Source organism: Streptococcus sp. NLAE-zl-C503 (assembly GCF_900104285.1).
GTDB lineage: Bacteria > Bacillota > Bacilli > Lactobacillales > Streptococcaceae > Streptococcus.
This window is the reverse complement of sequence record NZ_FNJT01000003.1, coordinates 160,229-174,273: the sequence shown is the minus strand read 5'-3', so window position 1 is coordinate 174,273 and position 14,045 is coordinate 160,229. Positions and strand designations below refer to the sequence as shown.

Here is a 14,045-nt window from a genome sequence, read left to right as displayed (position 1 = left end):
TTAAGAGGCCGGGACAAAAAATTTTGATTTTAGGAATTCTTTATTATAAATTTCTAAAATCGATAGATTAGAAAAAAAGCAAACAAAACAGTATTCTGAGTGTCAGATAACTCGTTTTGTTCGCTTTTTATATTTAAGGTTAGACTTTTGTCCCAGACTCTTTTAATTTACTCTCCCAACTCAGCACTGTAGGCGATAATCTGGTCAACTGTATCAGACAAGAACTGGATGGTATCACGGAGTGGTTTGTCTGTTGAGATATCCGCTCCAATAATCATGGCTGACTCAAGCGGCGTCTTACTTCCACCTGATTTGAGAAGATTGAGCCAGTCTTCGGCTCCAGTTTCTGAATGTTTCAGATGAAGATAACCCGCAGTCGAGATGACTAGTCCTGCTGAGTAAGTGTAACTATACAAGCCCATGTAGTAGTGAGCTTGGCGCATCCAAGTCAGAGCTGCATCGTCGTCGATTTCAATGGCATCTCCCCAGAAATCCGTCAAAACTTCCTTCATAATACTGTTAAGTTTGCTTGCTCCGAAGGTTTCTCCTTCTTCAATCAATGTATAAACCTTGCGCTGGAAGGCTGCTTCCAAGAGGTGGGTAATAAAGTTATGGAAGTAGGTGTCTGTCAAACGGTGAGCAAGGGCAAAGCGTTTTTGACGCGGATCATCAGACTGATGTTCCAAATAATCACTTAAAAGCAATTCATTAAAGGTTGACGGTGCTTCGACATAGTAGGTCGACATGTGGGCATTAAAGTAACTTTGGTGATTGTCAGAAAAGATGAATTGACCAGAATGCCCGATCTCATGAATCAAGGTATAGACATCACTCAAACGGCCTGTCCAGCTCATGAGGACATAAGGGTGCACGCGATATGGATCCGCCGCATAACCACCAGAATCCTTGCCACTATTGGCAGCGAAGTCAACCCAGCGCTCTTCTTGATAGCGAGCAACTTCCTGACAATATTCCTGCCCCAAAGGTTCTACCGACTTCATGACCAAATCATAGGCGTCGTCAATAGTCACTTCAGGATTCAGGACGCTGTCCAAATCCAATTTCCAGTCTGCAAAGGTCATCTTTTCAAGACCATTTACCTTGGCAACATGCTTGAGGTATCTCTGAGCTACTGGTGCAAAGTCCTTCATGATGAGGTCAATCTGGCGGTCAAACATGGCACGATCCACTTCTTGCTCAGCTAGAAGATAATCAAAGACGGAGTCATATCCCTTCATATCTGCCAACAATTTCTCAGACTTGACCTGAGCAAGATAGGCTGCCGCAGCTGTATTTTGGTGCTTACGAAGTCCTTCTGAGAAAGAACGGAAGGATTTCTCACGAACCTCAGCGTCCTCGTGGTTTTGGTAGAAATTCTCATAGGTCACAAAGCTGTTTTTGTAGGTCTTGCCATGGGCTTCAAAGTCAGCCATTTCAAAGTCCCCAGCTCGCATCTTAGTGTAGATATCTTGTGGACTGTAGAAAACTTCACCGAGATTAGTCAAGGCCTTTTCCACATCAGCCCCAAGATAGTGGGCTTTTTTGATTTTTGCCTGACGAATGGCTGCCGTCAAGTGAGGCAATTCACCCAAACGGTCCAAGACTTCCTCATCAGCTTCCACCAAGGCGTCGTCAAAGAAGGTCAAGGCTACACTGGCGTCTGTTTCAAATTCCATCCCAGCTTGGGCGATATTAGCAAAATCTTCATTGCTATAGTCCGTCGTCTGAGGCATAAAGGCATAATTACCTATATGGCTCATCTGGATATAGATTTGCTCCAATTCCGCAAAGGCCTTCTCGAAATCCTCAAAAGTGTGAAGATTACCCTTGTAGTCACGGCTAAATTGATTGATGTCTTCACGCGTTTTCTCGATTGCACGTAAGAAATCCTCACGGTCTTGGTATAGGGCAGTTAAATCCCAAAGTTCCTTTTCAGGAAATTCTGAACGGTGTTTTTGTTCCATTTTCTTCCTCTTATTTTTCTAATTCTAATAAAACACTAATGGCTGATAAGGCATAAAGCGGCGCTGTTTCTGCTCGCAAGATGCGAGGTCCAAGACCTGCCAAAACAGCTCCTTTGGCTTCAAAACTTTCAATTTCCGCAGGTGATAAACCACCTTCTGGGCCAAAGATAAAGAGCAATTTGGCTCCTTTTTCAAGACCAGTGACTGCTTGCAGAAGCGCAGCAGCTTCTCCCTCTTTTGCTGATTCTTCATAGGCTACTACAATAGAGTCAAACTGGTCAAACTGAGCTAGAAAATCTGCTTTTTTCTCAAAAAGTTTGACACTTGGGACCAGATTACGCTTGCTTTGTTCGGCTGCTCCAAGGGCGATTTTTTCTAGTTTTTCGACTTTCTTGCCTAATTTCTTGCCGTCCCACTTGGCTACCGACCAATCGGCAGGAAAGGCCCAGATTTGGCTAGCACCCAGTTCTGTCACTTTTTGAGTGATGAATTCCAGCTTATCTCCCTTGGGAAAGCCAGATGCGATGGTCACTTGAACTGGCAATTCCACATTGTCAGCTAATTCTTGGATCAACTCAAACTGACGGTTTTCCACATCTAGCACGCGAGCCAAGCGCTTAATGCCATCATCAAAGACCAAGGTCACCTGATCATCTTCCTTCAAGCGCATGACCTGAAACATGTGCTTGCTGGTTTCCTTGTCCTCAATGGTCACAGGTGATGTAGGACTGCCTTTGACAAAATACTGTTGCATGCTAGCCTCCAATCACACCTGAAATATCCTTAGTCTTCTTAAAGACACAGGCGTTCCATTCCCCTTGAACCATGTGAGTTTCGAGGAAAAATCCAGCTAACTCAGCCGACTCGCGCACCATGTCCCACTTGTCCTTGATAATGCCACTCATGATGAGGTAGCCCTCATCCTTGACCAAGCGATAAGCATCCTCTGTCAGATGAATGAGAATATCCGCCAAGATATTAGCCACGATGACATCTGCCTCAATTTCAACACCCTTAAGCAAATCTCCAGCCGCTACATGAATATTTTCCATGCCAGGGTTGAGTTCAATATTTTCCTGAGCGACCCGAACCGCCACATCATCGAGGTCATAGGCGAAAATCTCCTTAGCACCAAGAAGCGAGCTGGCAATGGAAAGAACTCCTGATCCAGTTCCCACATCAAGCACCGTTTCGCCACCACGAAGGACCTGCTCCAAGGCAAAAAGGCTCATCTTAGTAGTTGGATGCGTCCCAGTTCCGAAGGCCATACCAGGATCTAGCTTGATAATCTTTTCTCCCGTAGTCGCCTCATAGTCTGTCCAGGACGGCACGATGGTCAAATCATGAGTGATGCGAGCGGGTTCATAGTATTTCTTCCAGTTGTCTGCCCAGTCTTCCTCAGCCAAGGCGGTCGTTCCCATCTTGACTTCTCCCAAGTCTATAAAATCCGTCAAGTCTGCCAAGCGAGCCTGCAAATCCGCCTCAACCACTGCCACATCAACCGTATCAGGGTAGTAGGCTGTCACCACGATTTCTTCCTGCTGCTCGACCTCTGGGAAAATCTCACCAAAACGATCCACATTCCCCACATAATCCATGCTGTCTTCGATCGCAACACCTTGAGCACCTAGCTCAATCAAGAGATTGGAGACCAACTCCTCTCCCTCACGCTTCACTGTAACTTTTAACTCTTGCCATGTTTCCATAATTAAGATACCAAGCCCGTAAAACACAAAGCCAAAATAGGAAACTCTCTGAAGACGCTTGTGTCTAAGAGAAGTTTATCTTTTTGGCACAGTGTTTAGGGCGGGTTCAGTTTAGAAATTTAACTGAACCATCCTTTCTATTTGTCAATCAATTTTTTCATGTAGACCATATCCATACCTTCTTTTTCAGGTTCGATATGGGTTTGACGGTAACCATTTTTCTCATAAAAAGCGACCATGCCCGCATCCTGTAATACCGTACACAAATCCCACTGCTTAATCGTCGGAAATTCCTTTTCCAGCAATTCCAATCCTTCAGAACCATAACCTTTTCCTTGATACTGGGGTAAAATCGCTGCCGTTCCCAACCAAGCCTCCGTCAACTCTTCATTGGTCTGAACTCGTAAAAATCCGATATTTTCGTCCTTTTCTTTCACAAAGTAGTAATAGCTATTGGGACGCTCAACCAATTTCCACTTGATTCGTTCACGATCCTCGAGATAAGGATCATACTCATCTTGGTATTTTTCATAGACAGCCTTAAAGCTAGCTCTTTGAATCGCAATGATGGTCTCCAAATCCTCTGCTCCTGCTCTCTCAAGTGTTATCATAATTCTCCTCCAAATACTCCCTCACTCTGTCCTGCAACTGGGGGACAACCTTATCTGAGCTAAGAAACTCCTCAATGCTCATCAGTCTATATCCCTGCCCTTCGTCACCAAAGACAATCTTGTCAAATTGTTCCTGAGCCAACTTACCAACCAAAAAGACGGATTTCTTCCCCTCAAAAAGCATACTTGGATAAACCTTACTCAAAAGCAGACAATCTTTAGTCAGACGAATCCCCAGTTCCTCAAAAACTTCACGCGCTGCGCACTCAAAAGGACTTTCATCCCCTTCACGCCCACCACCTGGTAGTTCCCACATATTGGGCCATGGGATGTTTTCCTTGTCATCACGTAAGATAGTTAAGAGCTTATCACCACAAAAGAGGGCAATTTTGCAACCTGTGAAATCAGAAATTTCTATTTCCATGTTAGACTCCTTCAGCTAATTCCTTTTCCAGCTCTGCTAACCAGTTTTCATAATAGCGTTTCTCGTCCCGTAGCATTCGGCTGCTATTCATTTTCTGTCTAGCAATCTTCATAGCCTTGCGAGTTTGAGCTATATTTTTCTTTACCTTAAATTGATACCAGGCTTGAATCATCTGCACATCTGCCATTTTTAGAGATAAAAAGGATTTAACACTTCGAATACTTGCATATTTCTCCGCTTTCTCATTATCTCCTTCCAGCAAGGCGATTTGAAGAAGGTATAGCTGGCAAAAAGTTTCAGACAGCGAGTGTTCTGTTCTCTCTAGTAAAGATTGAAATAGCTTTTTAGCTGTCTCCAAATGACCATCCAATATGAAAACCACTCCCTGAAGAGTTTGAATACTTTCTGCAAAACTCCCACTTGCATCCTCAGGAACAGGCATGATAAAGTCTTTCAAATCATATTCTTGAGGAGCTAGCAGGGTCTGGGCAGAATGCCTCAACACCATGTAGGCGTATTTGGTATTTTCAGGGTGTTGTCGCAATTCCCATATTTTTGCTCCATCGGTGATGCCGACTGGCAAAGTGTTGTTTAGGAAGAAAGACAAATTCAGAAAAATCCAAGTACCAGCAAAATACCAGCTTCTTGTCAAAAATCCAAACAATATCGCCAATAATATCAAGCTAAGATGAACCAGCAAACCTCCTGAAAGCATCAAGATGATTCTTTGATCGCTTTCATCTTCTTTCAATCCAATATACTGAGCACCAACATTTTTCAGAACGGCTGTTCGACTAAGATGAAACCTGCCTGACTTTTTGGTCAAAAGAAAATGTCCTAATCCAAAAGCCACCAGCCGATAGCCTGTCAAGTAGCCACAAAAAGCATGACCCAGCTCATGAAGAATAAAGATTAAATACATACTTAAAAGAGCGAAGGAATAACCAAAAGTGAATGCTAAAACTGCGGAATACCCCAACTCTGCAAATGCGATAGTGCCACAAGCAAAAGCTAGCATAATAAAGGCAAAAGCTAGCACATAAACCAAATAAATCCCAATTTTCTTCATAAAATCTCCAACCAACTCCTAGTATCTCGGATAAGGATAAAACTCTCCCTCTTCCAAGCCGACTTTTCCTTCTTCAAAGACTTCTTGGTTCCATTCCATGACGAATTCTTCTGCTTCTGGGTCTTCCAAAAAATCCATGAGCGCATCTAGCCCAACCTCAGCAGTATCTTTGAGAAATAGCGCAAAATAAGTTAAAAATTCACGAGAGAAACCTTTCTTCGGCAGGTAAGGGATAACTGTCAAGTAGTCTTCTGCATTAACAGTTGACTTGGCAGGATTGTAAAAGAGTACCGCTTCTTCAAATAGAATATCGTCTGATGACACCTCTCCGTCTTCATCCAGCATCTCTACCCCAGCAGCATTTTGCGCTTCCAAGAGAAAACTCACTTCAACCGCATGGTTGCGCTTGTCCCAGCTAATCTCAAAGTCAAAAGGAAAGTTCTTGTCCAATTCTTCCTCTAAAACATCTAAAAATCCGTATGTTGCCATTTTGTCCTCTTTCTATGCGACTCTTAAATCGCCCCGATTGCTCGGAAATATGCTAAAATAGATACTACCATCTTACCACATATACATCAGAAAATCCATGTTAGAAAGGACTGCTATGCCAGACAATCTCGCGCTTCGCATGCGCCCAAAAACCATTGACCAGGTCATCGGTCAAGAGCATCTGGTCGGACCTGGAAAAATTATCCGTCGCATGGTGGAAGCCAATCGTCTGTCCTCCATGATTCTCTACGGACCTCCAGGAATCGGCAAGACCAGTATCGCCTCAGCCATCGCTGGAACCACCAAGTATGCCTTTCGGACCTTTAATGCGACTGTTGATAGTAAGAAACGACTGCAAGAAATCGCTGAAGAGGCTAAATTCTCTGGTGGCTTGGTGCTGTTACTAGACGAGATTCATCGTCTCGATAAGACCAAGCAAGACTTTCTTCTGCCACTCTTGGAAAGTGGTCTGGTTATCATGATTGGCGCTACGACTGAAAATCCCTTCTTTTCGGTCACTCCTGCCATCCGTAGCCGTGTTCAGATTTTTGAATTGGAGCCCTTGTCTAACCAAGATGTTAAAGAAGCCATTCAAATCGCCCTGACTGACCCTGAGCGCGGTTTTGACTTCCCAGTTGAGCTAGATGAGGATGCGCTGGATTTCATCGCAACATCTACAAACGGTGATCTGCGTTCTGCCTTTAACTCACTGGATTTGGCAGCTCTCTCTACCCCTGAGAATGACGAGGGCATCCGCCATATCACCCTAGACATCATGGAAAATAGCCTGCAGCGGAGCTACATTACCATGGACAAGGATGGAGACGGTCACTATGATGTTCTATCTGCTCTGCAAAAGTCTATCCGTGGCTCAGATGTGGATGCCAGTCTCCACTATGCTGCCCGCTTGATTGAGGCTGGTGATTTGCCAAGTCTCGCTCGTCGTTTGACTGTTATCGCCTATGAAGATATCGGCTTAGCCAATCCTGAAGCCCAGATTCACACCGTGACTGCTCTGGATGCCGCCCAAAAGATTGGTTTCCCAGAAGCACGTATTCTCATTGCCAATGTCGTGATTGATTTGGCCCTTTCTCCAAAATCCAACTCAGCTTATGTGGCTATGGATAAGGCACTTGCTGACCTCAAAACATCAGGGCACTTGCCTATTCCGCGACACCTGCGTGATGGGCACTACAGCGGAAGCAAGGAACTGGGGAATGCCCAAGACTATCTCTATCCTCACAACTATCCTGGAAATTGGATTAAACAAAACTATCTGCCAGAAAAAATTCGTAATCATCACTATTTCCAAGCAGAAGATACTGGTAAATATGAACGGGCTTTGGCTCAAAGAAAGGAAGCTATCGACCGTTTGCGAAAAATCTGAAATCCTTTTCAAAAAATTGCACTTTCCTCTTGATTTTTTTTGAAAAAGTGGTATTATATAAACATAGAAACGCTGTGGTGTACGACTTCACACTTAAGTGTTGACCGACTATTTTTTGTATTATTAGGGAAACAAAAGTCTTCTAACAGCATGTAGGCCGTCTCACACGGAAACAGCTTCAGTTAGAGCGAGTTGCCCACCTGCTTAATTGCGCGGGTTCAATACAAACCGTGAAGTTTCGGCACCAATACAGCTTTTTTCTTTGCCTCCTTAGCTCAGCTGGCAGAGCAGCGGACTCTTAATCCGTGGGTCACAGGTTCGATCCCTGTAGGGGGCATCTAAATACAACAGGAAAAAGCCTTGTAAATCAAGGCTTTTTTTGCTTGTCTATAACTGATTTACCCCATCATTTGTCCCACATTTTAAATCTATCTTTTCTTTTTGAATCAAATTACATCTTTACAAATAGTGTAAAGCCAGTTACTTTTGCTTTGATTCCATACAATATTTTCATGTAGAGAAGACAAATTTTATCTTCTCTTTTTATTTTCAAAATAATAAAAACTGATTTTCTTTTCATAAATCAGACTGAAACTTCCAAATTTTCCATTTTGTTTATTGACATTTCCTCTAAAAAGGTGTATAATATTTTTATTATCAAACTATACTATACTATATAGGGGGTATTGAAATGAAATTTTCTAATCGTTTACTGCTATTCCTTGCAGGAGTTGTTTTTGTCCTTTTAGGACTTTTCCTATTTACAAACCCAGTAGCTAATCTTGTTGCTTACAGCTGGTGGATTGCATTTGGTTTACTGGTTTCTTCTATAGCAGCTATTTTAGGCTATTTCTCTGTACCAAAAGAGCTTCGCTCACCAGCTCATCTTTTCCAAGGGATTGTTAATCTTCTCTTAGCTCTTTACCTCGTTGCCTATGGCTTTGTGACGCTGCCAGTTGTCATTCCAACTATTTTAGGAATTTGGTTAATTGTAGAAGCCATTATAGTTTTCTTTAAAGGCAATCGTCTGGGATTGATTTTCCCTATTATTGGCAACCATATCATGTGGATAGCGTTGCTTGCATTTTTACTAGGTCTAGTGATTTTGTTCAATCCAGTAGCTACAAGTGTCTTTGTCGTTTATGTCGTTGCCTTTGCATTTTTAATTGTTGGTTTCACCTATATCCTTGATGCCTTTCGTAAATAATCTAGCTGCCATTTTGGGCATATTAAAATAGCTGGGAAGTTACATTCTCAGCTTTTTCTGTTGCCTCCTTAGCTCAGTTGGTAGAGCAGTAGACTCTTAAGCTATGGGGCGCAGGTTCGAGCCCTGCAGGGGGCACATCTAAATCAACAGAAATAAGCCTTGAAACCAAGGCTTTTTTTAACGTCTAATAGCTTTTTGTAGAAAAGTATTTAAAAATAAAAGAGAAGAGAATCTCTCACTCTCTTCTCAGTATATCTTATTAAATTTAGTTTTTCTTAATCTAGCTGATTTTCCTTTGCAACGACAAATTCCTTAACCAATCGATAGATAACAGCAAATATCGGTGTAAAGAATATCATCCCAAGTAAGCCAAAGAGATTGCCTCCAATACTAGCAGCCGCAAGCGTGAAAATAGCTGGCAAACCAATAGATTGACCTACAACTCTAGGATAAATAAGGTTTCCTTCAATCAGCTGTATAACTTGATATAGAAGAAGAGAAAGTAAGGCTTGAGTAGGACTCACTGTGAAGATAAAAATCGCTCCCACAACACAAGCAATCATAGGCCCTACATAAGGAATGAACGATAGCACTCCTGCAAATATACCTGTCATTACCCCATAAGGTAGTCCAAACAGGCTGTAGCCAACCGCTATCATAACTCCTATGATGACTGCTTCAATCAGCTGACTCATCAAAAATTGGTCATAAGTCTCTAGTGCTACTTGTCCAATGTAAGTTAACTTTGTCACCACTTTCTCTGGAAATATAACTTTTAGAAGTCTACTCGTCATCGCTGCCAGATGTTCCTTACTGGATAAAAATAAAAAGGTAAATACTATAATCAGAAAGGCATTCATCAAACTTGAAAAAATATTGCCGATATTACTAGTCAGACCTGATAAAAAACCTATCAAAGCTTGGCTAATAGAACTAGATTGTCCCTGTATGCCTGATACGATAGTTGACAACATGTCTTTGGTTACAAATTCCGAGCTGCCTAGCAATTTCCCAAGTTGAGTCAGGACTGTTGAAAGGACTGTTCCCAGCTGACTAATAGTCTGGGCTAGGGTTGGCAGCACCAAAACCAAAAGAGCAATCACGATTAAGATAAGAGCTAGGAAAACAAGTACCATGGCAATCGGACGACGCAACTCTGCCTTTACCTTCAATTTAACTAAGTACTGTTCAATTTTTTTCATAGGAACATTAAGCACAAAAGCAATAACAGCACCATAAATCAAGGTTGATATTACATCAAAGAGAGAGATTGCTCCTGATATAAAGCTCGATGCATTCAGAATTACAAGAGCAACCAGCCCTATAAAAAGTATTAACGGGGTGTATTTTTTTACTAAGTTCATAAATTCTCCTTAATAAACATGTTTAGATACGACTATACTATTTGGTTTTTCAAACTCTCGATTAAGGTAGGCTTGGTAAGTTCCTGGAGCGATAAATCCTTTGGGTGAGAGGATATCGGTGCCAGCCTGACCGACTATGGTATCAGCCAAGAGCACACAGTTTGTAGATAAGACAAAGTAGGATTTAAACTTAGATTTGATAAATTTATAAAGTTCCCCATCTGTCTCATGTCTGATTTTATAAGCGTAGGTGTAGTCTTCCTTACCATCACCTGTCATGATTTTATCTGCACTTGGCTCCCATGGAATCGTCAGTTGTTTCAATTCAGCCAACTTTTTCTGAACTGCTTTTTCCATTTCAGGCGTCAAATCTATCCCATAACCAAAAAGCGTTTTTTGACTCTCACGTTTACATAGGTCAATGTACTTGTCACGATCACAGAAATATAAGACACCATCTCCTACCATGCCAAATAAGGTCTCAGAAGACGGATCATAGTTGCCATAAGAAATAACACGGCCTTGATAGCAGATATCCACATGACCAATTGCCGAAAACAGAGAGGTCTCAGCTGTATGAACAAAAATTTCAAGCTCCGCTGTCTTACCAGACTTCACCATTCCAAGATGGATATCTTCTTCCTCATCAGCATTTTCCAGCATAAATTTGTTAATTTTTGCTAAAGTTCTTGCAGGGATGAGAGCGGCTAGGACAATAGGTAAGCTAATTCTAATGCGACGTTTGAGATGGTTTTTCCCAATTTCCTCCTCAAACAAGAAACCGTCACGGATATTGGACACACCATAAAGGAAAAAATAAGCCCCTAATACAAAGAGTTGAAAGACAGAATTTCCTGTAGAGGACAAAAGACTAGTCCCACCAAGAAAAACTAGTACGAGTCCATCTAGTAAGAGACGAAAACGAGGTCGAATTTTGTTTTTGCGGTAGAGAACATAGGTGACAAGGTTGATAGTAGCATGAAAAATCTGATAAACTCCAATCACAAGAGCCAAAATATAAATCGGCACATCCGTCGCAAAATTGGAGCCAAGCAAATATCCCAGCACTAACAATTTAACCAGTGCAACTCCCAAGGTGTCCGTTGACTGACTTTTTTTGAAAATACGTAATACTAAATCTAAGACCGTTGCTATCCAAGCTAAAAACAGAACCAGTCGAATAACCGTTACTGGCAACCAAGTCCCCGTAACCATCAAGATAAGACCTAGCAGAACAAATAAGAAACCCTGAGCAAGTAATTTCCTACCTGTCAGACCTAAAGATAGAATTTTCGCCATATAAAAACCTTTCAACAATAAAAATTAAACACTCCGATTAAACTGACTAGTAAATAGCCAACACTACAAACAGCCTGTGCCAGCAACATATGGTGACTAGAAATGACTGTAGTAATGTCACCATCTTGTCTTATGCACTTCTAAAATTTGTTATATTGATTAGAAACCAGAGCTTATAAAAACTAGCTAAACTCGAGAGATAGACACAATTGCGACGAAAAAATGTATAACCAATTCAACTTGTTAAGGTAAGAAAGCATTATTTCCAATCTATTAATTATTCATCTATTACTTATTATGACACAATATTCCCTATAGTTCAACTTTCTACTTGTTTTTATATTACACGGACTAAAAAGTTTTCAACAGTTGATTGCATGTGTTTTAATAAGTTTTAACCTTTCTTGGTTAGATAAAAAAAGAACCATACAGTTTAGAATCTGTATGGTTTTTGCCCCACTTTTGTCCCATTTTTAAATCATGACATTGAAAATACCTAAAATCACTTATATTTCAATATTTTTAATTGCTCTCAATATGAAAGTCCTTTCCAAATCCCTGTAGGGGGCATCTAAATACAACAGGAAAAAGCCTTGATTTACTAGGCTTTTTTGTGTAGTCTTAGCACTAAAAAACGATAGAAAAAACACCCCTTCTGAACTGCACCCCAAAAGTTAGACAGAAAAAACCTAACTTTTGTGGCGCAGTTCATTCGCGTCACATGAAGTTATTTAAGCATCTCCCTTTTTTTTTATTACCATTTTCTGTTATAATAAATTGTACTTCTAAAATAGAAAGGTCTTAAGATGACAACTCTTATTAAACATAAACGTGTAGAATTTTCAGAACTTTTTTATGACCTAGTTTTTGTTTTTGCAATTTCAAAAGTAACTACTTTAATTGACCATCTTCATAACGGTATTTTGACTTGGAATTCTTTCCTTGATTTTTTCATTGCTACTTTGTTTCTCATCGATTCCTGGATGATTCAAACCGATTATACCAATCGCTATGGAAAGAACTCTTTATTTAACATAGTAATCATGTTTATCAAAATGGGAATTTTACTCTTTATAGCCAATATGATTGGACCTGATTGGCAACAATATTTTCATTATCTCTGTTGGGCTATTGGTACATTAACCCTTACCTTATTTTTTCAATATTTGGTTGAATTTTTTAGAAAATCAACCGATGATGCTAATCGGGAAAGTATCAAAGGTTTTCTATGGATAACAGGTCTAGGAAGTTTAGGATTCTATCTAGCAGCTCTTCTTCCTATTTACCTTAGAGTCTATATCTTATTTGCTAGTATTCTGCTAACATTTATTATGCCAAGTATCTTGCTTAATAAAGATAAGCATTACCAGGTAAATCTCCCCCATTTAATCGAGCGCATCTCCCTTCTTGTCATTATTACGTTTGGAGAGATGATTACGGAGCTAGCTAACTTCTTTACAATCGAGAATTTCTCGATTTATTCGGTTCTTTATTTCATTATTATGATTTCTCTGTTCTTGTTTTATTTTGGTCAATTCGACCATGCTATTGATGAAGAATCTAATCAAAAGGGACTATTTCTAATTTACAGTCACTATCCTATTTTTATTGGAATTCTTATGATGACCGTTTCGATGAGTTTTCTTCTGAATCCTGAAGCTAATCTTCTCTTTGCAACCAGCTTCTTTTATATCGGAATTGGCCTCTTCCAAGCTGCTGTCCTAGCAAATGGGCCCTATAACAAACACTATCTTCGCTATTCGAAAAGTTACTACTGTGTCCAAGCTACACTCTATCTGGCTGCCTTGATTCTCTCTTTAATCTTTGCTTCTAATCCTATAATAGTAGTAAGTATTACAACCATTTTAGCTCTAGCTATAGCTATTCATTCTATTTATTTTTATATGACACAGAATAAAAAATATTCCAAATCTAACTGGGAGTTATTTTAATGAGTTTATAAGATTAAAAAAGCTTTGGGAACCAAGGCTTTTTGCTTTCTATCTAAACTTTTTCATAACGTATTTTCGTACAGGTGCTTCAATGGTTTTAACGATTTCAAATCCTTCTTTTTGATAAAGATGCTTGGCTGCCTGATTTGCCTCGAAGACATTTAGAGAAATACTATCTATGTCTCCATTTTCAAAGACCAAACTAACAAATTTCCTTAAGGCCTGACTACCTAAGCCTTGCCCCTGTTTCTGGGGATTGATTAAAAACCGTCCGATATGTAGATTCCTGTCTTCTAGCCTGATTTTCTGGACAAGCCCGACAAACTCTTGTCCAGCAAAGATTGAAAAGATTCCTTCCAAATCTTGCAAGACTTGAATTGTCAAGGGAAAAGGAATCATTGTTCCCATCCATTGTTCTTGAAAGGATTTGCCTAGGGAGTTGGACCATTGGCATACGAGCTGAGCATTTTCTGTGCTCACATTTTCTTCAAAACGAATTATCATCTTTGCCTCACCATCTTATCTATGTTTCTCCATTATACTACTTCTCCTATTTTTTACGAATAGATAAGT

Annotated in this window: 13 protein-coding genes and 2 tRNA genes; 5 read left to right on the top strand and 10 right to left on the bottom strand. The window is 40.5% G+C overall.

Annotated features, from left to right (window positions below; genetic code table 11):
* Positions 1 to 167: 167 nt before the first annotated feature.
* From pepF to BLS46_RS07010, 7 genes are all read right to left on the bottom strand, one after another.
* Positions 168 to 1,964, bottom strand: a complete 1,797-nt coding sequence (gene pepF, locus BLS46_RS07040) for an oligoendopeptidase F (RefSeq protein ID WP_093586568.1) — start codon at positions 1,962 to 1,964, stop codon at positions 168 to 170.
* A gap of 10 nt (positions 1,965 to 1,974) precedes the next feature.
* Positions 1,975 to 2,718 (bottom strand): 16S rRNA (uracil(1498)-N(3))-methyltransferase, encoded by a 744-nt coding sequence (locus BLS46_RS07035; protein ID WP_093586566.1) that lies wholly within the window; start codon positions 2,716 to 2,718, stop codon positions 1,975 to 1,977.
* Position 2,719: 1 nt separating this feature from the next.
* A complete protein-coding gene (gene prmA / locus BLS46_RS07030) occupies positions 2,720 to 3,670 on the bottom strand; it encodes a 50S ribosomal protein L11 methyltransferase (RefSeq protein ID WP_093586565.1) in 951 nt (316 codons plus the stop codon).
* Between the two features lie 137 nt (positions 3,671 to 3,807).
* A complete protein-coding gene (locus BLS46_RS07025) occupies positions 3,808 to 4,281 on the bottom strand; it encodes a GNAT family N-acetyltransferase (RefSeq protein ID WP_093586563.1) in 474 nt (157 codons plus the stop codon).
* On the bottom strand, positions 4,268 to 4,705 hold the full coding sequence (locus tag BLS46_RS07020; protein WP_093586561.1) for an NUDIX hydrolase: 438 nt from the start codon (positions 4,703 to 4,705) through the stop codon (positions 4,268 to 4,270). Before BLS46_RS07020 ends, BLS46_RS07025 begins: the two co-directional genes overlap by 14 nt.
* Before the next feature lies 1 nt (position 4,706).
* The gene (locus BLS46_RS07015) at positions 4,707 to 5,774 is read right to left on the bottom strand and encodes a site-2 protease family protein (protein ID WP_180364068.1); all 1,068 of its coding nucleotides are present in this window, start codon (positions 5,772 to 5,774) and stop codon (positions 4,707 to 4,709) included.
* Positions 5,775 to 5,792: 18 nt separating this feature from the next.
* Positions 5,793 to 6,263: a DUF3013 family protein gene (locus tag BLS46_RS07010; protein WP_093586557.1), complete on the bottom strand. Its 471-nt coding sequence runs from the start codon at positions 6,261 to 6,263 to the stop codon at positions 5,793 to 5,795.
* Positions 6,264 to 6,378: 115 nt separating this feature from the next.
* Between BLS46_RS07010 and BLS46_RS07005 the strand changes: the two genes are divergently transcribed.
* From BLS46_RS07005 to BLS46_RS06990, 4 genes are all read left to right on the top strand, one after another.
* Positions 6,379 to 7,650, top strand: a complete 1,272-nt coding sequence (locus tag BLS46_RS07005) for a replication-associated recombination protein A (protein ID WP_093586555.1) — start codon at positions 6,379 to 6,381, stop codon at positions 7,648 to 7,650.
* Between the two features lie 264 nt (positions 7,651 to 7,914).
* Positions 7,915 to 7,987, top strand: a tRNA-Lys gene (locus BLS46_RS07000).
* 354 nt (positions 7,988 to 8,341) lie between these two features.
* Positions 8,342 to 8,857, top strand: a complete 516-nt coding sequence (locus BLS46_RS06995; protein ID WP_000672740.1) for a DUF308 domain-containing protein — start codon at positions 8,342 to 8,344, stop codon at positions 8,855 to 8,857.
* 62 nt (positions 8,858 to 8,919) lie between these two features.
* Positions 8,920 to 8,992 (top strand) — tRNA-Lys (locus BLS46_RS06990).
* A 140-nt stretch (positions 8,993 to 9,132) separates the two neighbouring features.
* Here BLS46_RS06990 and BLS46_RS06985 read toward each other — a convergent pair.
* Entirely contained in the window at positions 9,133 to 10,221 is a 1,089-nt protein-coding gene (locus BLS46_RS06985; protein WP_180364067.1) for an AI-2E family transporter, read from the bottom strand.
* A gap of 9 nt (positions 10,222 to 10,230) precedes the next feature.
* The gene (locus BLS46_RS06980; protein WP_093586553.1) at positions 10,231 to 11,520 is read right to left on the bottom strand and encodes a hypothetical protein; all 1,290 of its coding nucleotides are present in this window, start codon (positions 11,518 to 11,520) and stop codon (positions 10,231 to 10,233) included.
* 806 nt (positions 11,521 to 12,326) lie between these two features.
* On the opposite strand from BLS46_RS06980, the gene BLS46_RS06970 reads away from it, so the two are divergent.
* Positions 12,327 to 13,472: a low temperature requirement protein A gene (locus BLS46_RS06970; RefSeq protein ID WP_093586551.1), complete on the top strand. Its 1,146-nt coding sequence runs from the start codon at positions 12,327 to 12,329 to the stop codon at positions 13,470 to 13,472.
* A gap of 48 nt (positions 13,473 to 13,520) precedes the next feature.
* Here the strand turns inward: BLS46_RS06970 and BLS46_RS06965 are convergent, their stop codons facing one another.
* Positions 13,521 to 13,976, bottom strand: a complete 456-nt coding sequence (locus BLS46_RS06965; protein WP_093586549.1) for a GNAT family N-acetyltransferase — start codon at positions 13,974 to 13,976, stop codon at positions 13,521 to 13,523.
* Positions 13,977 to 14,045 lie beyond the last annotated feature (69 nt).

Coding starts and splice junctions, on each gene's coding strand:
- BLS46_RS07035 (WP_093586566.1), bottom strand. CDS start 2,718: ATGCAACAGTATTTTGTCAAAGGCAGTCCTACATCACCTGTGACCATT.
- BLS46_RS06980 (WP_093586553.1), bottom strand. CDS start 11,520: ATGGCGAAAATTCTATCTTTAGGTCTGACAGGTAGGAAATTACTTGCT.
- BLS46_RS07010 (WP_093586557.1), bottom strand. CDS start 6,263: ATGGCAACATACGGATTTTTAGATGTTTTAGAGGAAGAATTGGACAAG.
- BLS46_RS06985 (WP_180364067.1), bottom strand. CDS start 10,221: ATGAACTTAGTAAAAAAATACACCCCGTTAATACTTTTTATAGGGCTG.
- BLS46_RS07025 (WP_093586563.1), bottom strand. CDS start 4,281: ATGATAACACTTGAGAGAGCAGGAGCAGAGGATTTGGAGACCATCATT.
- BLS46_RS06995 (WP_000672740.1), top strand. CDS start 8,342: ATGAAATTTTCTAATCGTTTACTGCTATTCCTTGCAGGAGTTGTTTTT.
- pepF (WP_093586568.1), bottom strand. CDS start 1,964: ATGGAACAAAAACACCGTTCAGAATTTCCTGAAAAGGAACTTTGGGAT.
- BLS46_RS07020 (WP_093586561.1), bottom strand. CDS start 4,705: ATGGAAATAGAAATTTCTGATTTCACAGGTTGCAAAATTGCCCTCTTT.
- BLS46_RS07005 (WP_093586555.1), top strand. CDS start 6,379: ATGCCAGACAATCTCGCGCTTCGCATGCGCCCAAAAACCATTGACCAG.
- BLS46_RS06965 (WP_093586549.1), bottom strand. CDS start 13,976: ATGATAATTCGTTTTGAAGAAAATGTGAGCACAGAAAATGCTCAGCTC.
- BLS46_RS06970 (WP_093586551.1), top strand. CDS start 12,327: ATGACAACTCTTATTAAACATAAACGTGTAGAATTTTCAGAACTTTTT.
- prmA (WP_093586565.1), bottom strand. CDS start 3,670: ATGGAAACATGGCAAGAGTTAAAAGTTACAGTGAAGCGTGAGGGAGAG.
- BLS46_RS07015 (WP_180364068.1), bottom strand. CDS start 5,774: ATGAAGAAAATTGGGATTTATTTGGTTTATGTGCTAGCTTTTGCCTTT.